20 protein-coding genes are annotated in these 22,332 nt (G+C 67.5%); 6 read left to right on the top strand and 14 right to left on the bottom strand.

Annotated features, from left to right (window positions below; all coding sequences use genetic code 11):
- Positions 1 to 80: 80 nt before the first annotated feature.
- The 3 genes from DYQ94_RS07265 to DYQ94_RS07255 are packed head-to-tail and all read right to left on the bottom strand — an operon-like array spanning position 81 to position 3,156.
- Entirely contained in the window at positions 81 to 545 is a 465-nt protein-coding gene (locus tag DYQ94_RS07265; RefSeq protein ID WP_024938256.1) for a response regulator, read from the bottom strand.
- Positions 542 to 2,452: an ATP-binding protein gene (locus DYQ94_RS07260; RefSeq protein ID WP_154831510.1), complete on the bottom strand. Its 1,911-nt coding sequence runs from the start codon at positions 2,450 to 2,452 to the stop codon at positions 542 to 544. The genes DYQ94_RS07265 and DYQ94_RS07260 overlap by 4 nt, the downstream gene beginning before the upstream one ends.
- Positions 2,449 to 3,156 carry a helix-turn-helix transcriptional regulator gene (locus DYQ94_RS07255; protein ID WP_160955074.1) on the bottom strand — a complete coding sequence of 236 codons (708 nt, stop codon included), beginning with the start codon at positions 3,154 to 3,156 and terminating at the stop codon, positions 2,449 to 2,451. Before DYQ94_RS07255 ends, DYQ94_RS07260 begins: the two co-directional genes overlap by 4 nt.
- 123 nt (positions 3,157 to 3,279) lie before the next feature.
- On the opposite strand from DYQ94_RS07255, the gene DYQ94_RS07250 reads away from it, so the two are divergent.
- Positions 3,280 to 3,795 (top strand): SgcJ/EcaC family oxidoreductase, encoded by a 516-nt coding sequence (locus DYQ94_RS07250; RefSeq protein ID WP_024938253.1) that lies wholly within the window; start codon positions 3,280 to 3,282, stop codon positions 3,793 to 3,795.
- 82 nt (positions 3,796 to 3,877) lie between these two features.
- Positions 3,878 to 4,528, top strand: a complete 651-nt coding sequence (gene msrA, locus DYQ94_RS07245) for a peptide-methionine (S)-S-oxide reductase MsrA (RefSeq protein ID WP_102252716.1) — start codon at positions 3,878 to 3,880, stop codon at positions 4,526 to 4,528.
- Between the two features lie 330 nt (positions 4,529 to 4,858).
- Here msrA and DYQ94_RS07240 read toward each other — a convergent pair whose 3' ends face one another.
- From DYQ94_RS07240 to ahpC, 6 genes are all read right to left on the bottom strand, one after another.
- Positions 4,859 to 5,428: a type 1 glutamine amidotransferase family protein gene (locus DYQ94_RS07240; protein ID WP_016900730.1), complete on the bottom strand. Its 570-nt coding sequence runs from the start codon at positions 5,426 to 5,428 to the stop codon at positions 4,859 to 4,861.
- Positions 5,429 to 5,766: 338 nt separating this feature from the next.
- On the bottom strand, positions 5,767 to 6,732 hold the full coding sequence (gene tal, locus DYQ94_RS07235; protein ID WP_160955073.1) for a transaldolase: 966 nt from the start codon (positions 6,730 to 6,732) through the stop codon (positions 5,767 to 5,769).
- A 75-nt stretch (positions 6,733 to 6,807) separates the two neighbouring features.
- Complete coding sequence (gene rnk / locus DYQ94_RS07230) at positions 6,808 to 7,230, bottom strand: nucleoside diphosphate kinase regulator (RefSeq protein ID WP_054591346.1); 423 nt, start codon at positions 7,228 to 7,230, stop codon at positions 6,808 to 6,810.
- A 436-nt stretch (positions 7,231 to 7,666) separates the two neighbouring features.
- On the bottom strand, positions 7,667 to 8,608 hold the full coding sequence (locus tag DYQ94_RS07225; RefSeq protein WP_024940621.1) for a LysR substrate-binding domain-containing protein: 942 nt from the start codon (positions 8,606 to 8,608) through the stop codon (positions 7,667 to 7,669).
- Positions 8,609 to 8,687: 79 nt separating this feature from the next.
- Positions 8,688 to 10,280 carry an alkyl hydroperoxide reductase subunit F gene (gene ahpF / locus DYQ94_RS07220; RefSeq protein ID WP_102255738.1) on the bottom strand — a complete coding sequence of 531 codons (1,593 nt, stop codon included), beginning with the start codon at positions 10,278 to 10,280 and terminating at the stop codon, positions 8,688 to 8,690.
- A gap of 216 nt (positions 10,281 to 10,496) precedes the next feature.
- The gene (gene ahpC, locus DYQ94_RS07215; protein WP_016900725.1) at positions 10,497 to 11,060 is read right to left on the bottom strand and encodes an alkyl hydroperoxide reductase subunit C; all 564 of its coding nucleotides are present in this window, start codon (positions 11,058 to 11,060) and stop codon (positions 10,497 to 10,499) included.
- 200 nt (positions 11,061 to 11,260) lie between these two features.
- Between ahpC and prmC the strand changes: the two genes are divergently transcribed.
- Together prmC and pip are read left to right on the top strand one after the other, a co-directional pair.
- Entirely contained in the window at positions 11,261 to 12,112 is an 852-nt protein-coding gene (gene prmC / locus DYQ94_RS07210; protein WP_160955072.1) for a peptide chain release factor N(5)-glutamine methyltransferase, read from the top strand.
- Positions 12,113 to 12,347: 235 nt separating this feature from the next.
- Positions 12,348 to 13,289, top strand: a complete 942-nt coding sequence (gene pip / locus DYQ94_RS07205) for a prolyl aminopeptidase (protein WP_039512881.1) — start codon at positions 12,348 to 12,350, stop codon at positions 13,287 to 13,289.
- A 176-nt stretch (positions 13,290 to 13,465) separates the two neighbouring features.
- Here the strand turns inward: pip and DYQ94_RS07200 are convergent, their stop codons facing one another.
- From DYQ94_RS07200 to DYQ94_RS07185, 4 genes are read right to left on the bottom strand one after another with little or no spacing between them, the layout of a single operon-like run.
- Positions 13,466 to 14,251: an N-formylglutamate amidohydrolase gene (locus DYQ94_RS07200; RefSeq protein WP_160955071.1), complete on the bottom strand. Its 786-nt coding sequence runs from the start codon at positions 14,249 to 14,251 to the stop codon at positions 13,466 to 13,468.
- On the bottom strand, positions 14,244 to 14,795 hold the full coding sequence (locus DYQ94_RS07195) for an NUDIX hydrolase (protein ID WP_024940626.1): 552 nt from the start codon (positions 14,793 to 14,795) through the stop codon (positions 14,244 to 14,246). Before DYQ94_RS07195 ends, DYQ94_RS07200 begins: the two co-directional genes overlap by 8 nt.
- Positions 14,792 to 15,760: a 5'-3' exonuclease gene (locus DYQ94_RS07190; RefSeq protein WP_179465010.1), complete on the bottom strand. Its 969-nt coding sequence runs from the start codon at positions 15,758 to 15,760 to the stop codon at positions 14,792 to 14,794. Before DYQ94_RS07190 ends, DYQ94_RS07195 begins: the two co-directional genes overlap by 4 nt.
- A gap of 14 nt (positions 15,761 to 15,774) precedes the next feature.
- The gene (locus tag DYQ94_RS07185) at positions 15,775 to 16,350 is read right to left on the bottom strand and encodes a nitroreductase family protein (protein ID WP_039514249.1); all 576 of its coding nucleotides are present in this window, start codon (positions 16,348 to 16,350) and stop codon (positions 15,775 to 15,777) included.
- Positions 16,351 to 16,480: 130 nt separating this feature from the next.
- Here DYQ94_RS07185 and DYQ94_RS07180 point away from each other — a divergent pair, with 130 nt between their 5' ends.
- Positions 16,481 to 18,727 (top strand): DUF1631 domain-containing protein, encoded by a 2,247-nt coding sequence (locus DYQ94_RS07180; protein ID WP_126966988.1) that lies wholly within the window; start codon positions 16,481 to 16,483, stop codon positions 18,725 to 18,727.
- A gap of 222 nt (positions 18,728 to 18,949) precedes the next feature.
- The gene (pacR, locus tag DYQ94_RS07175; protein WP_126966987.1) at positions 18,950 to 21,310 is read left to right on the top strand and encodes a PacR family protein; all 2,361 of its coding nucleotides are present in this window, start codon (positions 18,950 to 18,952) and stop codon (positions 21,308 to 21,310) included.
- Between the two features lie 38 nt (positions 21,311 to 21,348).
- Here pacR and DYQ94_RS07170 read toward each other — a convergent pair whose 3' ends face one another.
- On the bottom strand, positions 21,349 to 22,212 hold the full coding sequence (locus DYQ94_RS07170; RefSeq protein WP_126966986.1) for an alpha/beta hydrolase: 864 nt from the start codon (positions 22,210 to 22,212) through the stop codon (positions 21,349 to 21,351).
- Positions 22,213 to 22,332 lie beyond the last annotated feature (120 nt).

Below are 22,332 nucleotides of genomic sequence, written 5' to 3'. Positions count from 1 at the left end.
CGCGCCCAGGTGCGCTCCTGCGCTGGTGTTATCGGCACAGCTCCGGTCGCGCCCGGGTGCGCTCCTACGATGTGCGCGCGTCATTCCGGCTGGCGCCACCCTGGCGGCGCCGCATCCGGTGCGGCCAGCGCCCGCAGGCGTTTGAACAGCACGGTAGTTTCGGCCACGTTCCAGACCCGCAGCGCGACCTCGAAGGTGTCCAGCGGCTTGGTCAGGAAGTCCTTGGCGCCCAGGCCCAGGGCGCGATGGCGCGCGCTGCGGCTGGGGTCGGCGGTGAGCACGATCACCGGCAGGAAGTGGCCGGGATCGGACAGCCGCGCCAGTTGTTCCAGCAGTGCATAGCCGTCGAGTTCCGGCATCTTCAGATCCAGCAGGATCAGGTCCGGCGCGAATGCCGACACCAGCCCCATCACCCGCAATGGGTCGGTGGTGGCGATGACCTGCTGGAAGCCCTCGCGCTGCAGCAGGTCTTCGAGCAGCCGCACATTGGCCGGCTCGTCGTCGACGATGAGGATGCGGGAACCCAGGATTTCGTCGCGTGTCATGCCAGCAGCCCGTCGATCACAGTGAAGAATTCCGCCACATCGAGCGGCTTGGTCAGATACGCGCGCACGCCCTGATTGCCGACGCGCGCCAGGGTGGCGGTGGTGGCATCGGCACTGATCACCACCACCGGCACGCCGGCGGTGGCCGGCTGCGCCTGCAGCTCGCGCAGCAGTTCTTCGCCGTTGCCGTCGCTCAGATGCAGGTCCAGCAGGATCAGATCCGGCACGCCGTGCTGCAGCAGCGCGCGCGCCTGCGCCAGGCTGGCCGCTTCCAGCAGCTGCCATTGCGGGCGGCGTTCGCTGAGGGTGCGGATCAGGGCCTGGTTGGACGGGTTGTCTTCGATGCTCAGCAGCCGGCACACGCCCGTGCCCGCATTACTCGGCGGCACGATGGCGCGCGCCGGCTCGCTGCGTTGCGGTTCGCCCTGCGGCAGCGAGATCCAGAAGCGCGCGCCATCGCGGCTGCTGTCCACGCCGATGCGCCCGCCCATGGCCTCGATCAGCCGCTTGCTCAGTGCCAGGCCCAGGCCGGTGCCTTCCACCGCCGAGCGCTCGGCACCCAGCCGCTCGAACGGCGTGAACAGCCGCTCGATCTGCGCCGGCGTCAGGCCCGCGCCCTGGTCGGCGACCGTGATGCGCACCTGCTCGCCATCCGGCCGCGCGCTCACCTGCACCTGGCCGCCGGTGCGATTGAACTTGACCGCGTTCGACAGCAGGTTGAGCAGCACCTGGCGCAGCCGCTGCGCATCGGCGCGCACCGTCCACGGCCCGTCGATGGCAGCCGGCTGCAGCGCGATGCCGTGCTTGTCCGCGTCCGGGGCGATCAGGCCCAGCGCCTCGCGGACGGCCGCGCGCACCGAGACCGGCTCCGGGCTCAGATCCAGTTGGTCGGCTTCGATCCGCGCGATGTCCAACAGCTCGGTGATCAGCCCCAGCAGGTGTCGGCCGGCGCCGAGAATATGCTGCAGATGACGGCGATGCCCGGGCTCGGGCAGATCCATTTCCAGCACCTGCGCATAGCCCAGGATCGCGTTGAGCGGCGTGCGCAATTCGTGGCTGCTGCGCGACAGGAATTCGGTCTTTGCGCGGTTGGCGGTTTCTGCCTCGCGCCGTGCCAGTTGCGCTTCGGCGGCACGTGCGGCCAGCAGTTCGCTGGCCTGCGCCAGGCGCTGGCCGACCTGGCCCAACTCGTCGCCGGCGCGCGGCTGCGGCGCCAGCGGCAGGCCTTCGCCCAGCCGGTCGGCATTGGCGGCCAGCGTGCGCAGGCGCCCGGAAAGCGCCGAGGCGAACCACGCCACCGCGAACACCGCGCCCAGGCCGCCCAGCATCGCCGCACTTAAAGTGATGATGAGATTGCGCTGGCGCAGCCCCTGCGCCTTGGCGGTACGTAGCTGCAATTGCGCGGTTTCGTAATTGCGCAGTTCGCGCAGTTCGGCACGCAGGATGTCGAGCTTGTACTTGCCGTCCCACAGCTGGCGGATCTCTTCTTCGCGGCTCAGATCCGGCGCCAGCAACCGGCGCCACCCCTGCATCTTTTCCGCAAACAACGGTTTGATGCGCGCAAACCGTTGCGCCTGCCCCGGGTCGGTGATGCGTTGCGACAGCCGCTCGGCCACCCGTTGCAGGCGCGGCTCGGCATCGCGGTATGGGGTAAGGAATTCATCGCGGCGCACCAGCCGATACCCGCGCACGCCGGCCGCGGTTTCGGCCAATAGCGCGTGTGCTTCGTACAGATCGCTCAACACCTCCAGCGTCTGCCGCACATCGTTTTCGGCGGCGATGTTCTGCCGCTCCACGCTGTAGATCGCCATCAGGGCCACCGCCAGCAGCAGCAGGGGCAGGGTCACCACCGCCAGGCTCTTGCGGGTGATCGGCCAATCGTTCCAACGCACCGCCATTGCATTCATAGCGCGAGTCCGGCTTGGACCGCGTACACCGCGGCCTGGGTGCGATCTTTTACCTCAAGTTTCTGCAGGATTCGCTCCACATGCACTTTGACCGTGCCGCGAGAAATCCCCAGTTCAGCTGCCAGCGTCGCATTGGTGAGGCCGCGCGGCAGCAGGGACAGCACCTGTTTCTCGCGCTTGCTGAGCGCGGCCAGGCGGTCGTCCTGCACCGGCTTGCGCCGACGCGTGGCGAGCGGTCTGGCCGGTTCGGCCACCATCGCCGGCAGCAGCAATGCGAAGGCCTGCAGTGCCTGCACATCGTCGTTGCCGGGGGCGGGACGGTTGTCGTTCCAGGCCACGCACAGCATGCCCAGGGTGCTGCCCAGCGCCTGGATCGGCACCTTGGCCTCGCGGATATCGGCCGGGCGCGGTGGCATCAGCCAGGCCGCTTCATGGCTGTCGCCGGCTGCGCTGGCACCGGGCGGCAATGCGCGGCCGCGGCTGGCCAGCACCTGCGCGCGCGGCCCGCGCTGTGCCAGCACCGCGCCATCTTCCAGGCCCAGCAACAGCAGCACCCGGCCCAGTACCGCGTCGCAGGCCTGTTCCGGCGTCTGTGCCTGACGCAGCGCCACCGCGACCTCCCAGAGCGCCTGCCAGCGTGCGCTGTCGGACGCTTCGCGGCGTAGCGTCAGGCGCCAATTGCCAGCATTGGTAGGGGTTTCCATGAGTTCGCTCTAGGCCGATCAGCATATTTGAGTATATGCCAGTCGGCAGAATTGTTGGGGCCGCTTGGTTTCGATACTGCGCTTGCCCGATGCGGCACCCCCCTCAACCACACGGAGATTCCCATGCGTCGCACTCTGTTCTCTCTGGTTCTGGCTCTGGCTGCCACCCCGGCGCTGGCTGGCGGCGTGATGCACTACACCGACAAGGCCACGTTGCCGGCCGGCGGCGAAGAACGCGAAGTCGCCGCGCTGTTCGACACCTGGAACGCGGCACTGGCTACCGGCAATCCGGACAAGGTGGCCGACCTGTACGCCCCGGACGGCGTGCTGCTGCCGACCGTGTCCAACGAGGTCCGCGCCTCGCGCGAGCAGATCGAAAAGTACTTCGAGATGTTCCTGACCAAGAAGCCGCAGGGCGTCGTCAACTACCGCACCGTGCGTGTGCTCGATGACGACAGCGCGGTGGATGCGGGTGTCTACACCTTCACGCTGACCGACAAGGACGGCAAGAAAACCGACGTGCAGGCGCGCTACACCTTCGTGTACGAGAAGCGCGACGGCAAGTGGCTGATCATCAATCACCACAGCTCGGCGATGCCGGAAGTGGACACCGCCACCGCCTCGGTGACCAGGAAGTAACGCCGCATTGGCCGTAGTGGCTTGAAAGCCGCTACGGCCGGCGCCATCCAGCAGGCAATCCTCACGATTGCGGAGTTGCACCATGCTGGGAATCGGCGCTTTCAAACAACGCATGCCACGTCCGGGCGAGGCCTTGCCCGGACGCGCGCAGGCACTACCGCTCCACAACACCCACCTAATCAACGGCCATCCGTTGCGCGGGGAGTTCACCGGCCTGGCCCAGGTGCAGTTCGGGCTCGGCTGCTTCTGGGGTGCAGAACGCAAGTTCTGGAACCTGCCAGGGGTGTACACCACGGCGGTGGGTTACGCCGGCGGCGAGACACCCAACGCCACCTACGGCGAAGTGTGTTCCGGGCAGACCGGCCATACCGAAGCGGTGTTGGTGGTGTACGACGAAGCGTCGGTGTCGTTCGCACAGTTGCTGCGCACGTTCTGGGAAAGCCACGACCCCACCCAGGGCATGCAGCAGGGCAACGACGTCGGCACGCAATACCGCTCGGCGATCTATTGCACGACACAGGCGCAATACGACGCTGCGCTTGCCAGCCGCGATGCGTACCAGCAGCAACTGGACGCCGCCGGGTATGGCGCGATCACCACGGAGATCCGTTTCCCGGCGCCTACGTTCTACTACGCCGAAGACGATCACCAGCAATATCTCGCCAAGCATCCCAATGGCTATTGCGGGCTTGGCGGAACGGGAGTGAGCTGCCCGATCGGGCTGGATGCCTGACGGAAAGGCGGGCCGGATTGAAGCGCTGTCATCCACGTGATCGTGGCGGCGTGCCGATGGCCAACAGTGACCGGCAGCGTTATCACGATCAGGCAGCGCATGGGAGTGCATGCCAGGCAACTTGAATGGCTACGCCGGAGACGGCGTGGCCATCTTTTTTTGCGGCGTGCACACCACGCGCCGGCACCGCCGCGGGTGGCCGAGCGGCGAACCGGCCCGGCGCATCATTGCGGTCAATCCCGACCGCCAATCGGTGCAATGGATCGGTGCGGCGACCCACTGCATCCAGTCAGTGCAGCCAATGCGCCAGGCGTGCCGGAATCCGCTGGATCAGACGAACTCGCCGGCGAACATGCCGCGCAGCTGGGCGAGCATGTCGGTGCGCTCCGGATGCAGCAGTCGCATGCAGGCAAGCGCGAAGCCGACCGGGCTGGTGCCGGGTGCGGTGATCACGCCGTCGGCGGTCACCACCTTTTCGTGCCGGTATTGCGCAGCACCGGCATACGGCACCACGTGTTCCTGCAGGAAGGCCAGCGCGTTGCTGGTATGCGCGCGCTGGTCGAGCAGGCCGGCGTAGGCCAGGGCGATGGTGGCGCCGCAGATCGCCGCGACCGGGCGCTGGTGCTGCACGCGCTCGACCAGCAGGCCACTCAGGCCGGGAATTTCGCCGGCCTGCCAACGCTCGCTGCCGGGCAGGATCCAAAGATCGGCGTCCAGCGGCGCTAGATCGGAGAGAGCAAAGTCCGGGGTGATGCGCAGCCCGCCGATCGACTGCACCGGCTGACCATCGATGCTGGCGATGGCGACCTGGTCGCCGAACCATTCGCGCGCCGCCGGCAGGACAACGCCAATTTCCCAATCGGCCACGCCGTCGACCATCACCACTGCAATGTTTGCCATTGTCCGCTACGCCAGTTGAGGAACCCGGATTCTAGGCAGTGCGGGTTGCGCGGGTGTAAGCGACGTGTGGAGAACGACGCCGAACCGCGCGCAGATCAGGCCAAAACGCGCGCATGGCAGCTTGGTGGCGGCTGTGCGGGCGTCAATGCGTCCACAAGCTCGACGGTGACTGGAAAGTACGGCGGCCCAGGCCGGCCGCAGTTTCCAATGCCAGCATCGCGAGGGCCTTGCCTTACGCGTCGTGGCTGCATCGTGTGCTGCGCAGCCAGATTGCAAAAACCAAAACGCCCACAGCCACCAGGCTGCAGGCGTTGGTATTGCGACCCGCGGTGCTGCAATCAGCCGGCGAGCTTGTCGGTGATGGTCTTGCGCAGTGCCTGCAGATCCTTGGCGAAGGCATCGATGCCGCTGGCCAGCTTTTCGGTGGCCATCGGGTCGGCCGCCAGATCGGTGGCGAAGCTGTCGCTGTCGATCGGGGTGATCTGCGCGTTATCGGCCTGCGCAGGCGAGAGCTTGCGCGGCAGTTCGCCATATTCGGCATCGAGCTTTTCCAGCAGCTCCGGCGAGATGGTCAGCCGGTCGCAACCGGCCAGGGCTTCGATCTGCGCGGTGGAGCGGAACGAGGCGCCCATCACCACGGTGGACGAGCCGCGCTGCTTGAACTCGTTGTAGACCGTGCGCACGAACACCACGCCCGGATCTTCGTCGATGCTGGCCGGGGTCTGCCCCTGGGCGACGTAGTAGTCCAGGATCCGGCCGACGAACGGCGAGATCAGGAACACGCCCGCTTCCGCACAGGCCAGCGCCTGCGAGCGGTTGAAGATCAGGGTCAGATTGCAGTCGATGCCTTCGCGCTGCAGCTGGCGCGCGGCCTCGATGCCTTCCCAGGTGGCCGCGATCTTGATCAGGATCTTGTCCTTGGACACGCCACGCTCGGCGTACATCGCAATGAACTTGCGCGCCTTGGCGATGGTCGCCTCGGTGTCGTGCGCCAGGTCGGCATCGACCTCGGTGGAGACGCGGCCGGGGACCAGCTCGGCCAGCCTGACGCCGACGCCGATAGTGAGGCGGTCGGCCACTTCGTTGACGGTGCTGGCGCGGTCTTCGCCGCCGTGTTCGCGGCCCCAGGCCAGTTCGCGCTCGATCAGGTCGGCATACACCGGCAGATCCAATGCCTTTTTGACCAGGGTGGGATTGGTGGTGCAGTCGACCGGCTTCAGGCGCTTGATGGCGTCGTAGTCGCCGGTGTCGGCAACGACGACGGACAGGTCACGCAACTGGGCAAGCTTGGAGGGAGCAGTCATGCGGGTTCTCTCGAATCGTGGAACGGGTCGTGGATAGGACGCAGCGCGCTACGGTAGCGCGCCTGGCGTGGGAAGTCAGGCGCCGGCCAGGGCATGTTGATCGTGCACGGCGCTGACGCGCAGACGCAGGTCGCGCCCGTCGGGCGTGCGCCAGTCGATGCTCTGACCGACCGACAGGCCGAGCAGCGCAGTGCCGACCGGCGCCAGCACCGAGATGCGGCCGTGCTGCACATCGGCCTCGTGCGGATACACAAGGGTGAGCGTATGTCGTTCGCCATGCAGCTCATCTTCGCAATCGATGCGGGAGTGCATGGTGACGACATCGCCGGGAATCTGGTCGGGCGGCACGACGCGTGCACGGCCCAGTTCGTCACTCAGCGCGGTGGCGGCCGGGTGCTTGTTGAAAGCGGGGGAATCGAGCAGGGCCTCGAGCCGGGCGAGGTCGTGGCTGGAAACCAGGATGGATGGCGGCAAGCCGCTGTGGTGCTGCGAAGTCATGGCAATCTCCTTGACGATGACGGCCCGCCAACATGGCAAGCCTCACTGCCCAGATGAGGGCGCCGCTGCCCGATCGCAATGCATGGCGAGATGGCGCAGTGCACGGCATGCGTCGGGCGAGGCAGGCGCGGCACTACCAGTTGCGGGCCGTGGCCATAGAACCACGCAAGCACGGCAGTGTTGCAGCGCTCAGGTGCGCGCCTTCACTCAGCGACAAGCGGCTGACTTGAAGTTTCCCGTCCGAGTCCACCACGTGCCAATGACACCACAACCGCCAGGTGCTTCCAGAGACATCGCGCCATAACCACCCACCGAACAAAAAACGACGCTTGCGCGTCGCTTATGTCCAAGAAAAGGTGAAAAAAAACACGTCAAGCAACCGCAGCCATGAAACGATTTCCCGATTCCCGATTCCCGATTCCCGATTCCCGATTCCTCAGGCCGCAACCGCCTTGGGCCCGGTCGCCGGCTGGTCCAACGTGAACAGGCTCTCCGGCAGCTCCTTGAACAACTGCGCCAGCTGCTCCAGGAACGCGGTCATGGCCGAGCTGCGGCGCCAGGCCATGGCGATGCGGCGGCTGGGCTGCTTGTCTTCGCGGAAACGGATCAGGCGGATGTTCTCCGAGCGCGCGACCGGCGGCTTGACCGCCAGCAGCGGCAGCAAGGTCACACCGACATTGGCAGCCACCATTTGGCGCAGCGTCTCCAGGCTGGTGGCCTGGAATTCGGATTTTTCCAGCGCGCCGGCAAGATGGCAGACATCCAGCGCCTGCTCACGCAGGCAGTGGCCATCTTCCAGCAGCAACAGCCGCTGCTCGGACAGATCGTCCAGCGTCATGCTGTCGTGGCGCGACAGCGGATGGCCTTCCGGCACGGCCAGCACGAAGGGTTCCTCGAACAGGAATTCGGCATGCAGTTGCTCATCCTGCAACGGCAGTGCGAGCAGCGCCGCATCCAGCCGGCCTTCGCGCAGCTGGTGCACCAGCTGATCGCTTTTTTCCTCGATCAGCAGCAGTTCCAGGCGCGGGAATCGCTCGCGGATCCGCGGCACCACATGCGGCAACAGATACGGCGCCAGGGTGGGAAAGATGCCCAGCCGCACGGTGCCGGCTTCCGGATCCTGGCTGCGCCGCGCGGCTTCCTTCATCTGTTCCACTTCGGCCACGATGCCGCGCGCGCGCATCGCCGCTTCGCGGCCGGCCGGGGTCAGCATCACCTTGCGCGGCGCACGTTCCACCAGCGGCACGCCGAGCTCGTCTTCGAGTTTCTTGATCTGTGTGGACAGCGTCGGTTGACTGACGAAGCAGGCCGTCGCAGCACGGCCGAAATGCTTGTGGTCGGCCAGGGCGACCAGATATTTCAGGTCACGCAGATTCATGTGCAGCAGCCCTCATTGCGGTGACGGGGTACGACTGGAGCTTAGCGCCCGGGCTGGCCGGGCGCTGGCTTGAGTGCGCTTATGCTGCCTGGGCGACGTTGTCGGCGCTGACCGGTGCACTGGAGCGGATCAGGTAATCGAACGCGCTCAACGCAGCCTTGGAACCTTCGCCCATCGCGATCACGATCTGCTTGTACGGCACCGTGGTGGCGTCGCCGGCAGCGAATACGCCCGGAACATTGGTCTGGCCTCGGTCGTCGACGATGATTTCGCCGCGTGGCGACAACGCCACCGAGCCCTTGAGGAATTCGGTGTTGGGCAGCAGACCGATCTGCACGAACACGCCTTCCAGATCCACGTGCTGGATGTCGCCGCCGGTACGGTCCTTGTAGACCAGGCCGGTGACCTTCTGGCCATCGCCCAGCACTTCGGTGGTCTGCGCGCTGGTGATGATGCGCACGTTGTGCAGGCTGCGCAGCTTGCGTTGCAGCACTTCGTCGGCGCGCAGCTTGTCGTCGAACTCCACCAGCGTGACATGCGCCACGATACCGGCCAGATCGATCGCCGCCTCGACGCCCGAATTGCCGCCGCCGATCACCGCCACGCGCTTGCCCTTGAACAGCGGGCCATCGCAATGCGGGCAATAGGCCACGCCCTTGTTCTTGTATTGCTCTTCGCCTGGCACGTTCATCTGCCTCCAGCGCGCGCCGGTGGACAGGATCACGGTCTTGCTCTTGAGCGAGGCGCCATTGGCGAGCTTGATCTCGATCAGGCCATCGGCACCGGCCGGAATCAGCTGCTCGGCGCGCTGCAGGTTCATGATGTCCACGTCGTACTGGCGCACGTGTTGCTCGAGCGCGGCGGCCATCTTCGGGCCTTCGGTTTCCGGTACCGAGATGAAGTTTTCGATCGACATGGTGTCCAGCACCTGACCACCGAAACGCTCGGCGGCCACGCCGGTGCGGATGCCCTTGCGCGCGGCGTAGACGGCCGCTGCCGAGCCGGCCGGGCCACCGCCGACCACCAGCACCTCGAAGGCGTCCTTGGCGGCGATCTTGGCGGCGTCGCGCTTGGCCGCGTTGGTGTCGAGCTTGGCGACGATCTGTTCCAGCGTCATGCGGCCCTGGTCGAACAGCTCGCCGTTCAAGTAGACGGTGGGCACCGACATGATCTGGCGGGTTTCGACCTCGTCCTGGAACCACGCACCGTCGATGGCCACGTGCTTGATGCGCGGGTTGAGCACGGCGGCAAGATTCAGCGCCTGCACCACGTCCGGGCAGTTCTGGCACGACAGCGAGAAATAGGTTTCGAACTGGTAGTCGCCATCCAGGTGCTGCACCTGCTCGATCAGCTCGGCGGCGGCCTTGGACGGGTGACCGCCCACCTGCAGCAGCGCCAGCACCAGCGAGGTGAACTCGTGGCCCATCGGCAGGCCGGCAAAGCGCAGCGAGATGTCCTGGCCCGGCGTGGTCAGCGCGAACGAGGGCTTGCGCTGGTTGTCATCGCGGTGGATGTCCAGGCTGATCTTGTCCGACAGCAGCACCAGATCCTCGAGCAGGTCGAGCATTTCGCGCGAGCCGGCGCTGTCGTCGATCGAGGCATTGATCTGGATCGGACGGGTAACCCGTTCCAGGTAGGCGGTCAGCTGGGTCTTGAGGTTGGCATCCAACATGGAGAACTCCTGGGAATGGGCAAGGGGAGGGCGTGGCGTCGCTGCGCTGAGGCAGGTCGCCGGGGAGGAAGGGGATGAACCGCAGCCGGCGCGATGTCGGGAATGCGTGCTGGCGATGGCTGGCGGGCAGCCCGGCACCGGCTCCGGTTCACCCCCGGCCCAGTGCTGGGCCGGAGATGCTCCGGCCTCAACCACAGGCCGGAGGTGTCAGTCGGTTTAGATCTTGCCGACCAGGTCCAGCGACGGAGCCAGGGTCTTGGCGCCTTCCTTCCACTTGGCCGGGCAGACCTGGCCCGGGTTGTTGGCGACGAACTGGGCAGCAGTCAGCTTACGCAGCGTCTCGGTGACGTCGCGGGCGATCGCGTTGTCGTGGATCTCGAGGGTCTTGATCACGCCGTCCGGGTTGATGATGAAGGTGCCGCGCAGGGCCAGGCCTTCTTCTTCGATGTGCACGCCGAACGCGCGGGTCAGCTTGTGGGTCGGGTCGCCGATCAGCGGGAACTGCGCCTTGCCCACGGCCGGCGAGGTTTCGTGCCACACCTTGTGCGAGAAGTGCGTATCGGTGGTGACGATGTAGACCTCGGCGCCTGCCTTCTGGAACGCGGCATAGTTGTCGGCGGCGTCTTCCACTTCGGTCGGGCAGTTGAAGGTGAAGGCGGCCGGCATGAAGATCAGCACCGACCACTTGCCCTTCAGGCTGGCCTCGGTGACTTCGATGAAGTTGCCGTTGTGGTACGCATTCGCCTTGAACGGCTGGACCTGAGTGTTGATAAGAGACATTGAGTTTCCTCGTGCGATGAAGGGGGCGGGGGATGGAACAGTCGCCATGGTAGGTAGGATCGATAGATTTCTCAAATCGATTGATGGAATTGTATAGATAGGCTGTGGCTATCGAGTTTGCAGGCGGCGTCTGCCGCTGCAGGGGCCGATTCCATCTCCGATAATGGTCAGCCGATGTTGCGCATGAGTGAATGATCCGTATGAGTGAGGACCCAGCCGGTCTTGCCGCCGAGCAGCTGCTGCGGCGTGCGGTCGAGCGGATCGAGCGCAGTGATGCCGAGCCGCTGCTGCTGCACGCGCTGGGCCGCGACCGCGCCTGGCTGTTCGCGCATGGCCGCGATCCGGTCGAGCCGTCTGTCGCGCAGGCGTTCGAGTCATTGGTGCAGCGGCGCCAGGCCGGCGAACCGGTGGCCTACCTGACCGGCACGCGGGGGTTCTGGACGCTGGATCTGGCGGTCTCCACCGCCACGCTGATCCCGCGCGCCGACACCGAGGTGCTGGTCGAGCTGGCACTTGAGCGCCTGGACGCCCGGCCGGGCCGCCGCGTTGCCGATCTGGGCACCGGCAGTGGCGCGATCGCGCTGGCCATCGCCAGCGAGCGGCCGCAGGCACAGGTAATCGCCACCGATGCCAGCGCGGCGGCGCTGGCAGTTGCCCGGCGCAATGCCGACAGCCACCGCTTGCGCAATGTCGAATGCCGGCAGGGCAACTGGTTCGCGCCACTGGCCGGCGAGCGCTTCGACCTGATCGCCAGCAACCCGCCGTATATCGCCGCGCAGGATCCGCATCTGGGCGAAGGCGACCTGCGCTACGAGCCGGCCAGTGCATTGGCTTCCGGCCCCGATGGCCTGGACGACATCCGCCTGATCGTCGCCGATGCGCCTGCGCATCTGCTACCGGGCGGCTGGCTGCTGCTCGAACACGGCTGGGACCAGGGCGCGGCGGTGGCCGGGCTGCTGCAGGCGCGTGGGTTCGACGCGGTGGCCACGCATCAGGACCTGGAGCAGCGTGACCGGGTGACGTCGGGGCGCTGGTCGCCCGCTGCGGGCTAGCGCGGCCGGCCACGGAGCGGTCGCCAGGTGGAGGGGGACGGCGCGCTCGGAGCTGAAACAGGACATGCCGCTTCCGGGCACCGACCGTGCCCGTCCGGCGCTGCGTGCAGGAGCTTGGCTCCGTCGCTCCACGTCCTCGCGCTTCGCCGTGCGCCCGCCCTGGCTCGATCGCATGGGGCGCCCGCGTGTGCAGACCGGGTGCCGATACACTAGCGGTTTCCCGCAGGACCGACGCATGCGCACGCTCTATCCCGAGATCACGCCGTACGACCACGGCACCCTCCAGGTCGATGACCGCCACACGCTGTATTTCGAACAGTGCGGCAATCCGCAGGGCAAGCCGGTGGTGATGCTGCACGGCGGCCCCGGCGGCGGTTGCAACGACAAGATGCGGCGCTTCCATGACCCGGCCAAATACCGCATCGTGCTGTTCGACCAGCGCGGCGCAGGCCGTTCCACCCCGCATGCCGATCTGGTGAACAACACCACCTGGGACCTGGTCGCCGACATCGAGCGCCTGCGCGAACACCTGGGCATCGCGCGCTGGCAGGTGTTCGGTGGCAGCTGGGGCTCGACCCTGGCGCTGGCCTATGCGCAGACCCATCCGCAGCAGGTCACCGAGCTGGTGCTGCGTGGCATCTTCCTGCTGCGCCGTTTCGAGCTGGAGTGGTTCTATCAGCAGGGCGCCAGCCGGCTGTTCCCGGATGCCTGGGAGCATTACGTCAACGCGATTCCAGTGGTGGAGCGCGCCGATCTGATCTCCGCCTTCCATCGCCGCCTGACCAGCGACGACGAAGCCACGCGTCTGGCCGCGGCCAAGGCGTGGAGCGTGTGGGAAGGTGCTACCAGCTTCCTGCATGTGGACGCCGACTTCGTCACCGGACACGAGGACGCGCACTTCGCCCTGGCGTTCGCGCGCATCGAGAACCACTACTTCGTCAACGGCGGTTTCTTCGAGGTCGAAGACCAGCTGCTGCGTGACGCGCACCGCATCGCCGACATCCCCGGCGTGATCGTGCACGGCCGTTACGACGTGGTGTGCCCGCTGCAAAGCGCCTGGGACCTGCACAAGGTATGGCCGAAGGCGCAGCTGCAGATCAGCCCGGCATCGGGGCATTCGGCCTTCGAGCCGGAAAATGTCGATGCGCTGGTGCGCGCCACCGACGGGTTCGCCTGAGCGCAACCGCGAGCGTGCACGGGAAGCTGCAGCAGCGCTCGCGCGCCAGCGGTAGGAGCGCACCCGGGCGCGACGTAGGGTAACGGGACGGCCTGTCGCGCCCGGGTGCGCTCCTACGAGGCTACCGTCGTCACCGAGGCTGCGGATCAGCGCGGCCGCCGCATGCTCCGTAGGAGTCAGTGCGGCAGCAGTGCCTGCGCCAGCGGCGGCAGGATGCGTGCCAGGCGTTGTGCCCACGCCTGTTGCCCGGCGGCATCGGCAATCAGGTCCTGGCGCAGTTCCAGCTCCACATGCAGCAGTCCGCGGCCTTCGCCGTAGACCGGAATCGCATAGTCGCTGGTGTCGCTGACCGCGTAGGGCTGGTTGTCGCCAACCACCAGATCCGGCTCGTCGCGCAAGGCCTGCAGCAGGCGGTGCGCCAGCCGCGTGTCGCGGTTGTACAGCACGCCGGCATGCCAGGGCCGTGCATTGCCGGCCATGATCGGCGTGAAGCTGTGCATCGACACCAGCACGGTGGGTTGCCCGCGCTGTGCGCGTGCATCCAGTTCCGCCGCAATGCGCGCGTGGTATGGCGCAAAGATCGCATCGATGCGCTGCTGCCGATCGTCGGCCGACAGCTGCAGGTTGCCCGGAACCGAGGTGCCGTCGCTGACCTCGGGCATCAGCGTGGCCGAACCATGCGGGCGATTGCAGTCGATCACCAGGCGCGAATAGGTCTGCGCGATGGCGACCGCATCCAGCGCATCGGCCAGCAGGCGGGTGACCTCGGCAATGCCGATATCCCAGCCGATATGGCGGTCCAGTTCCTGCTGCGGCAGGCCCAGATTGGCCAGCCGCGCCGGCACGCGCTGACCGGCGTGGTCGGCGATCAGCAGCCACGGCGAGGCGGCCTGCGGGTTGTGCACGCTGAACGGCGCGGGATCGTCGGCACCGAGCAGGCGGGCAGCGGTCGCTTCAGCCACGCGGGGTGCCGTCCAGTGCGTGATCGACCAGATACAGCCCGGCCCACAGCTTGGGATCCATCTGATAGCCCTCGGCCATCTTCTGCACCAGCCAGGCGCCGACCTGCGTGCGCGGGATCTCGTGCACGGTGATGTCTTCGCTGGCATCGCCGCCGCCGGCGCCGACCTTGCGCAGGCCGGTGGCGCGGACGAAGGCGATCTTCTCGCTGCTGGCGCCGGCCGAGGTCGGGCCGATCATCAGCACTTCGGCGTGCTCGGCGGTCCAGCCGGTTTCTTCTTCCAGTTCGCGAATGGCCGACAGCTCGATCGACTCGTCGGCATGCACGTCGCCGACCAGGCCGGCCGGCATTTCGATGGTGCGGGCCTGCAGCGGCACGCGGAACTGCTCGACGAACAACATCGCATCGTCCGGGGTCACCGCCACGATGATCGCGGCCAGGCCGCCGGCGTGCACGCGTTCGGAATATTCCCAGGTGCCGCGCACGACCATGCGCTGGTACTTGCCTTCGTAGACCACGGTGGGCGGGGTGTCGTGTCGGTTCATGGATGCAGGCCTTGTTCCAGGGAAACGGGAGTGCGCGGTGCCGGCGCGCCGCCGCAGGCGGCCAGCAACCGGCGCCGGGTGAGCGGGCCGAAGCGCAGGCTCTCGCACAAGCCGCCCAGCATGTCGGTATCGGCTGGCGCGCGCGTGAAACCGGCGTCGGTCAGCGCCAGCGGCGCGTCGAGTGCGATGGTGGTGAGCTGACGCCACAGCAGCGCGTGTTCGCGTTGCTCGCGCAGGCGCGCGGCCATCTGCGCCGCGCCGCGCAGGCGCAGGAACGGGATCTCGTCGATACGCTCCAGCAAGGCATCCAGGCTGCCGAAATGCGCCAGCAGGACCGCCGCCGATTTAGCGCCGATGCCGGTGACGCCGGGAATGTTGTCGATCGCATCGCCGCACAGCGCCAGGTAGTCGGCGATCTGATGGGCGTGCACGCCGTGGCGCGCCTTGACCCCGTCCATGCCCCAACGCAGGTTGCGCGCGTAATCCCACTGCTCATCATGTTCGAGCAGCAGCTGCGACAGATCCTTGTCGGCCGACACGATCACCCCGCGCAGGCCGTGCGCACGCACGCTGTGCAAGGCGCTGCCGATCAGGTCGTCGGCCTCGTAATCGCGGTGCGCCAGCACGCTCAGGCCCAATGCCGCGCACAGCGCCTTGCAATGCGCGAACTGGCGCCGCAACGCATCCGGTGCCGGAGTGCGATTGCCCTTGTAGGCCGGGTAGAGCGCATGCCGAAAACAGCTGTCCAGCGCCTCGTCGAAGGCGATGGTGATGTGCTGCGGATCCTCGCGTTCGAGCAGGTCGAGCAGGAAACGCGCAAAGCCGTGCACGGCGTTGGTCGGCCAGCCTTGCGCATCCTGGAATTCGTCCGGGATCGAATGCCAGGCGCGGAACACGTACAGGCTGGCATCGACCAGATAAAGCGGGGTCGGTCGGCTGATCGACGGCGGCGCGCCTGCAAGCATGGGGGTGTGCGTGGTCACGGGGTCCAGTCGCGCAGCAGCGCACGCGGGTCCGGGCGTTCGCGCTCTGGCACCTGCAGGCGCGGGGTGCCGATATGGATGAAACCGGCGATGCGCTCGTTCTGCTCCAGGCCCAGATAGCCGGTCACCGCCGGGTCGTAGGCCATCCACGCGGTCAGCCACTGCGCGCCGAAGCCATGCGCCTGCGCGGCCTGCAGTAGCGCAAAACACACGCAGCCGGCGGTGAGCAGCTGTTCCTGCTCGGGCACCTTGTGCCCGGGGCGCAGCGCGGCGATCACCACGATCACTAGCGGCGCATCGTTGAAACGGTTGCGGTCTTTTTCGACCGCGGCGGGCGGCGTCAGCGGGTCGGCGGCCAGGCTGCGCTCGGCCAGGAAATCACCCAGTGCCTGGCGGGCATCGCCGCTGATGCGCAAGAAGCGGAACGGCACCAGCTTGCCGTGGTCGGGCACGCGCACTGCCGAGGTAAGCATGCGCAGCAGGGTGTCTTCATCCGGGCCGGGTTCGCCCAGCTGTTTGGAGGGGACCGAGCGGCGCGCGTCCAGCGCCTGGAGCGAATACGGTGCGTGCATAATTCCGGGTCGAGGCGAGGATGCGGGCAATTATAGACAGGCCCTTCCCAACGCCCGCCGCATCATGGGCGGCGGGCCGATGCCGGCCCGGTCGTGACATCCCTTCCATGTTCGTCCTGTGCGCCGCCCGATGACCCAGTTCGTATCCACCCCCGTGCTCCCCAGCCGCAATTCGCAGCTGCTCGACCAGGTACGCGAGATTGTGCTGGTGCCGCTGGCCGATGCCTTTGTCCAATTCCAGGACACATTGGCCGAGGCGCTGTTCCAGCTGGCGGCCGATGCCGGCCCGGCCCAGAACGACTTCCTGGAAGCGATCCAGGCGGTGCGGCAGCAGCGCGAGCCGATCACCGCGCGTTTCCGCGGGCATCTGGCCAAGGCCTGGCAGGGGCTGGAATCCGGGCGGCCGTTGTCGGCCGATCGCAGCCTGGGCCGCGGTGCGGCCGGGCTGACCCTGCTGCCCGAGCAGGACCTGGAGGTGCGCCTGGCGGTGCGCAACCTGGCCGGCGCGCTGCAGCACCAGTGGCGCACGGAGCTGATGCGGCTCAATCGCTATCTCGGCTTCATTGCCGGCGGGCTGCGTATCGATGGCGACAGCAATCCGTTCGGGCCGGAGCATCTGGGCGTGGCCCTGTACGAGGCCTTTCAGGGGGTGACGCTGGCGCCCAAGGCGCATCTGGCGGTGATCAAGGTCTGCGAGCAGCACCTGATGGAACGCGTCGGCCAGCGCTACGGCGCGCTGGAACAGGCGCTGGCGCAGGTGGCGCGCTTGCGCGAGTTGCCGCAGCCGCGCAGCCGGCGGCGCGGCATTCCGCGCCAGGACGAAGGCGCCGGCGAGCAGGCCGCCGAGACGCCGGACTGGATCGCGCGCTTCTTCGCCGACTGGTCGGGCGGGCAGGGCGCGTTGGCCGGCGTCGAGGCGATCGACGTGCATCTGCGCAGCGGCCGCGAGCTGTTGCCGGCCGGCCTGCACCATTTGCTGCAGCATGCACGCCGCCAACGCGAACCCGATGGCGACACGCCCGCACCTGCCGGGCAGCGTCTGCTGTCGCCGCGCGAGGTGGTGTCGGCGCTGTCGCTGCTGCAGACCATGCCTGCGGCCGGCTTCGATGCCATCGACGGCACCGATTCGGGCCTGGCATGTGGCCTGCGGCAGCAGGTCAGGCGCGCCGCCGCCGCGCTTGGGGTGGATCCGGCCACCACCTGCCTCAACCCCGACGACGAGGACGCGCTGGATCTGGTGGCCTTGTTGTTCGCCGCGATCCTGGTGCAGAGCCATCTGTCGGATGCGCAGCGCAGCCTGCTCGGCCAGTTGCTAGTGCCGTTGGCCAAGCTGGCGATGCTGGACGGCCACCTGTTCGTGCGCGACGGCCATCCCGCACGCCGCCTGCTCAACCTGTTGGTCGACGCCTGCGATGGCAATGCCGGCGAAACCGCGGCAGAGCAGGCCTTGCTCGGCCAGGTGCAGGCGGTGATCGACACGGTGGTGCGCGATTTCGACGAGCATCCGGGGCTGTTTTTGACGCTGGAAGCCGAGTTCGGCGCCAGTTACGAACAGTATCGGCGCCGGGTGGAAATCGCCGAGCGCCGCGCCAGCGAATTGCAGCGCGCCGAAGAACGCCGCGAAGCCGCACGCAGCACGGCCGCGCAGGCGCTGGCAGAGCGCCTGGCGCGCGGGCCGCTGCCGCCGCTGGTCGAGCATTTCCTTGGCCGCGTCTGGCAGCCGTATGTGCAACAGGTGGCGTTGCGTGGCGACGGCACCGGCCCGGCCTTGGACGCGGCCGTGGCCCTGGGCGATGCGGTGTTGGCGCAACTGGGTGCTGCGCCTGGCGGCACCGCGCTGGAGCCGCAGCGTGCGCAGCTGCTGCAGGCTTTCGCGCTGGCCGGCCTGGCGCAACGCGACGCCGAGCTGGCCCTGCAGGAACTGCAGCGCGCGCTGCTGTCCACGCCATCGGTGCCGGCTGCGGGAGCGCCGGATCCCGCCCTGTTTGCGCCGACCTTGAGCGCGCTGCGCCCCAGCCCCGGTCCGGCCGAGCCGGTCGGCGAGCCGCTGACGCCGATGCTGGATGCCACCGCGCAGGTGGAATTCGATCGTGTCACCGCCGATTTCTTCCGCGGCATGGCGCTCGGCACCTGCCTGGAGTTCGTCGACCGGCACGGCCGTGTGCAGGCCGGCAGGTTGTGCTGGATCAGCCCGATTTCCGGGCGGCTGATGTTCGTCAACCGGCGCGGCGGGCGGCTGTGCGTGTCCTCGCCGGAGGAACTGGCGATGATGGTGTGGCTGGACCGCCTGCGTCTGCATCGCGACGAGGACGCGTTCTACAGCGCGATGCAGGATGTCGTCGATGCGCTGGACCGGCCGCACATGCTGAAGGCTTAACCCCCGCAGGCGGTTAATACGCGCTGGCAAGCGCCACCGCAGCGATGCACGCTAGGATGTCCGACTGACACGCAAACCCTGGGCGGTCACGACTAAAGTGCGAATTGCGTCACACTTAACAAACGAGCGAAACGCCTACCATGCGGTGGCGGAATTTGGGGCCGCGTCTGTTTTCTTTCGTTTGAATATTTTCACGCCTGCAGGGGCGGGGAGCCTTTGCGCATGACTTTTCAGCCCAGTCCGTCGGGACATCCGGGCCGTGACCAACGCTTGCTCGAACAGGCGCACGCCGTGTTCGTGCCCGCACTCGCGCAGGTTTTTGCCGCTGCAGTCGCACACTTTGATGATGTGCTGTTCGATCGCGCCGAATCCGCGGGCACATCGCAGTTGTTGTTTCTCGACGGCATGCGCGAGTTGCGCCGCAAGCGCGACGAAGTGGCCACGCGGTTCCGCCAGCAGCTGGACGACGGCTGGCAGGCGTTGTTGCTGGGCGAGCCGCTGTCGGCCGAGGTGGTCCTGGCAGGCGACATCGGCACCGGCCCGCTGAGTCTGGTGCCCGAACACGTGCTCGAATCGCGGTTGGCGGTGCGCAACCTGGCCACGGTGCTGCTGCGCGACTTCAAGCAGGTGCTGGCGCGGGTGGACCGCCGCCTGGGCTGGATCGCCGGCGGCCTGGAACTGGTGGCCGACACCAACCCGCTCGGTCCGGAGCATCTGGGCGTGGCGATCCACGAAGCCTTCGCCACCTGCGACCTGGCGCCGGAAGTGCGCCTTGTACTGATCAAGCTGTGCGAGCGCGACCTGGCCGAGCCGATCGGCAAGCTGTATGCGCGCCTGGACGAGACGCTGGCCAAGGCTGGCGTCATGCCGGAAATTTCCCAGCCCAAGCGCCCGCCGCCGCGCGTGCAGCCACGCGGCGACACGACGCCCGAGGAGCGCGCCCAGGCCGAGGCCCAGGGCGCGGCTGCCGACATCGGCGGCGACGACCAGAGCGACCAGTACGCACCGGCCTGGGCCAACCGCTTCCTGGACCGCTGGGCGCACAGCCGCGGCCGCATGCAGGCCGCCGCCCAGCGTGGCCAGGCCGGTGGCGGCGCTGCCGGCGGCATGGATGGCGGTGAGGCCGATCACCCTGGCGGCAGCCAGGGCATGTTGCTGGAAGCGTTGCACGAACTGCTGCAGCAGACCCGGAGCGTGCGCGACAACACCGCCTCTGCCGCATCGGTGGCGGTAGGCCAGCAACGCCCGCTGAGCCAGCGCGAGATGATGTCGGTGCTGTCGCTGCTGCAGGCCACGCCGAGCGCGACGCTGCAGGCAGCCATCGGCGACGACACCGAGTCGCTGGCGCAGCGGCTGAAGAACGAAGTGCTGTCCAGCGCCACGCGGCTGGGCGTGGACCCGGCGACCGCGCGCCTGGACCCGATGGACGAGGATGCGATCGACCTGGTCGGCATGCTGTTCGACGTGATGCTGGACGAGCGCGATCTGGAAAACCGCTCGCGCGAAATGATCGGCCGGCTGGTGGTGCCCTTCGTCAAGGTTGCGCTGCTGGATCGCAAAATGTTCGTGCAGAAGACCCATCCCGCGCGGCGCCTGCTCAATTCGCTGGCCGAGGCCTGCGAAGGCAACACCGGCGACAGCGCTGCCGAGCGTGTGCTGATGGGCAAGGTCGAGGAAATCGTCGACCGCCTGGTGGCCGAATTCAACGAGAACCTGGCGATCTTCCTGACCCTGGAAGAGGAATTTCGCGATTTCCTGTCGCAGCACCGGCGCCGGGTGGAAATTGCCGAGCGGCGCGCCACCGAAACCCAGCGCGGCCAGGAAAAGCTCGAGCTGGCACGCAGCCGCGCGCTGTCGGAGCTGGAACAGCGCACGCAGGCCGGCACGCCGCTGCCCAGGGCCGTGGAGGATTTCCTGCGTCAGCCGTGGCTGCACCATCTGACCATGGCGATCCTGCGCGACGGTGAGGAAGGTCCGGGCACCGTCGAGGCACTGGCCCTGGCCGATGGCTTGCTGGAAGAACTGGCCGAGGCACGTCGCCACATCGTCGGCAAGCCGTGGCTGCAGGTCTGGCAACCGGCCCTGCATCGCGTATTTGCCAGCGTCGGCCTGCATGGCGACGCGGTGGTGGTGGCCATCACCGCATTGCACGACACCTTGCAGGCCATCGCCGAAGCGCGCCCGGAGCTGGAAAAGGCCTTGCCGGAACTGCCGCAGGTCAACCTGCCGCCGCCGGCTGCCGAAAGCGTCAGCGTGGTGCTGGGGGCCGAGGCGGTGGCGCAGAGCATCGACAGCGCCGATGCCGAGCGTTTCCGTGCGATGGATATCGGCACTTGGCTGGATTTCGTCGACAAGGACGGCAAGGTGCAGGCGGGCAAGCTGTCGTGGGTGAGCCCGATCTCGCAGCGGCTGCTGTTCGTCAATCGCCGCGGCGTACGCTTCTGCGTCGCTTCGCCGGAAGAACTGGCGGTGATGGTGCGCCTGGGCAGGCTGCGCGAGCACATCAACGACGGCGCCTTCGACAGCGCCATGCAGGGCGTCATCGACCGCCTGGATCCGTTGCACAACAGCACCGTGCATTAGCGGGTACCGCGCGATGCGCTTGCCGCATCGCGGTACGCTCAGGCCCGCGCCGGGCCGATAAAGTCCAGCGCCGCTTCGATGACCGAGGCATGGTCGACCATGCGGTTATGCCCCAGGCCTTCGGTGGTCAGCAATTGCGCCTGCGGCCACAGCGCCGCAAAACGCGCGCCTTCGTCCCAGGGTGTCTCGCGGTCGCGGCGGTCATGGATGATCAGGGCCGGGCGCTGGAAACGCGGCAGATGCGGGGACGCATCGAAATCGGCAAAGCGTTTGCCGGTGATCGCATGCAGCAGGTTCTCGAACGGAACGAAGGTCTTGGCCGCGATGCCAAAGGCGCGGAACTGGCGGCGTGCGGTCTCGGCCGGGGCCAGCAATGGCGCGATCAGCACGTAGCGCGCCGGCTGCCAGGCCGCTTCATCGGCGAACACGACCGATGCCGAACCCAGCGAATGACCGATGAAGGCCGCCGGCCGGCCGAAGTGCCGCCCGATCCGGCGCAGCACCTCGACAAAGTGCGGCATGTAGCTGATGCGCCCACCGCTCAATCCGTGCCCGGCCTGGTCGAAGGCCACCACCGCATAGCCCAGCGCCTGCAGCCGTGGCACCCAGGCGGCAAAGCGCAGGCCATAGCTGGACCAGCCGTGGGAGAGCAGCACATACGGTTGCTGCGCCGGATCGCCCCAGACATACACCGCGATGTCGATACCATCGATGGACAGGCTGTCGCGGCCCACGTCGGACAGCGTCGCCAGGGTGGATGCGGCATGCCGGCGCGATGCCGCATCCGGCGTCACGAAGCGGCGCGCCAGCAGGCGGCCGGTCGGGCCGGGGGCCAGGCGGCTGGCCAACCCGAACAGCGTGCGGGTCAGGCGCATGCGCCAGCGGGAGGATGCCTTAGCCATGGGAACACTCGCTGGGGGAAGGGCTGCACCCGTCGCCAAATCTTGACGCTGGCAAGATGCGGGGCGAGTCTGCACCGCCAATCTTGTCAGCGTCAAGATTCCCTGCTCCAATGACATCCC

Source organism: Xanthomonas sp. LMG 8993, from assembly GCF_009835065.2.
Taxonomy (GTDB): Bacteria; Pseudomonadota; Gammaproteobacteria; order Xanthomonadales; family Xanthomonadaceae; genus Xanthomonas; species Xanthomonas arboricola.
The sequence above is the reverse complement of the archived record's forward strand: the minus strand, read 5'-3'. Positions and strand labels throughout refer to the sequence as shown.

Excerpts from the sequence above, each read along its gene's own strand:
- DYQ94_RS07265 (WP_024938256.1), bottom strand. The coding sequence starts at position 545 with ATGACACGCGACGAAATCCTGGGTTCCCGCATCCTCATCGTCGACGAC.
- DYQ94_RS07260 (WP_154831510.1), bottom strand. The coding sequence starts at position 2,452 with ATGAATGCAATGGCGGTGCGTTGGAACGATTGGCCGATCACCCGCAAG.
- DYQ94_RS07255 (WP_160955074.1), bottom strand. The coding sequence starts at position 3,156 with ATGGAAACCCCTACCAATGCTGGCAATTGGCGCCTGACGCTACGCCGC.
- DYQ94_RS07250 (WP_024938253.1), top strand. The coding sequence starts at position 3,280 with ATGCGTCGCACTCTGTTCTCTCTGGTTCTGGCTCTGGCTGCCACCCCG.
- msrA (WP_102252716.1), top strand. The coding sequence starts at position 3,878 with ATGCTGGGAATCGGCGCTTTCAAACAACGCATGCCACGTCCGGGCGAG.
- DYQ94_RS07240 (WP_016900730.1), bottom strand. The coding sequence starts at position 5,428 with ATGGCAAACATTGCAGTGGTGATGGTCGACGGCGTGGCCGATTGGGAA.
- tal (WP_160955073.1), bottom strand. The coding sequence starts at position 6,732 with ATGACTGCTCCCTCCAAGCTTGCCCAGTTGCGTGACCTGTCCGTCGTC.
- rnk (WP_054591346.1), bottom strand. The coding sequence starts at position 7,230 with ATGACTTCGCAGCACCACAGCGGCTTGCCGCCATCCATCCTGGTTTCC.
- DYQ94_RS07225 (WP_024940621.1), bottom strand. The coding sequence starts at position 8,608 with ATGAATCTGCGTGACCTGAAATATCTGGTCGCCCTGGCCGACCACAAG.
- ahpF (WP_102255738.1), bottom strand. The coding sequence starts at position 10,280 with ATGTTGGATGCCAACCTCAAGACCCAGCTGACCGCCTACCTGGAACGG.
- ahpC (WP_016900725.1), bottom strand. The coding sequence starts at position 11,060 with ATGTCTCTTATCAACACTCAGGTCCAGCCGTTCAAGGCGAATGCGTAC.
- prmC (WP_160955072.1), top strand. The coding sequence starts at position 11,261 with ATGAGTGAGGACCCAGCCGGTCTTGCCGCCGAGCAGCTGCTGCGGCGT.
- pip (WP_039512881.1), top strand. The coding sequence starts at position 12,348 with ATGCGCACGCTCTATCCCGAGATCACGCCGTACGACCACGGCACCCTC.
- DYQ94_RS07195 (WP_024940626.1), bottom strand. The coding sequence starts at position 14,795 with ATGAACCGACACGACACCCCGCCCACCGTGGTCTACGAAGGCAAGTAC.
- DYQ94_RS07190 (WP_179465010.1), bottom strand. The coding sequence starts at position 15,760 with ATGCTTGCAGGCGCGCCGCCGTCGATCAGCCGACCGACCCCGCTTTAT.
- DYQ94_RS07185 (WP_039514249.1), bottom strand. The coding sequence starts at position 16,350 with ATGCACGCACCGTATTCGCTCCAGGCGCTGGACGCGCGCCGCTCGGTC.
- DYQ94_RS07180 (WP_126966988.1), top strand. The coding sequence starts at position 16,481 with ATGACCCAGTTCGTATCCACCCCCGTGCTCCCCAGCCGCAATTCGCAG.
- pacR (WP_126966987.1), top strand. The coding sequence starts at position 18,950 with ATGACTTTTCAGCCCAGTCCGTCGGGACATCCGGGCCGTGACCAACGC.
- DYQ94_RS07170 (WP_126966986.1), bottom strand. The coding sequence starts at position 22,212 with ATGGCTAAGGCATCCTCCCGCTGGCGCATGCGCCTGACCCGCACGCTG.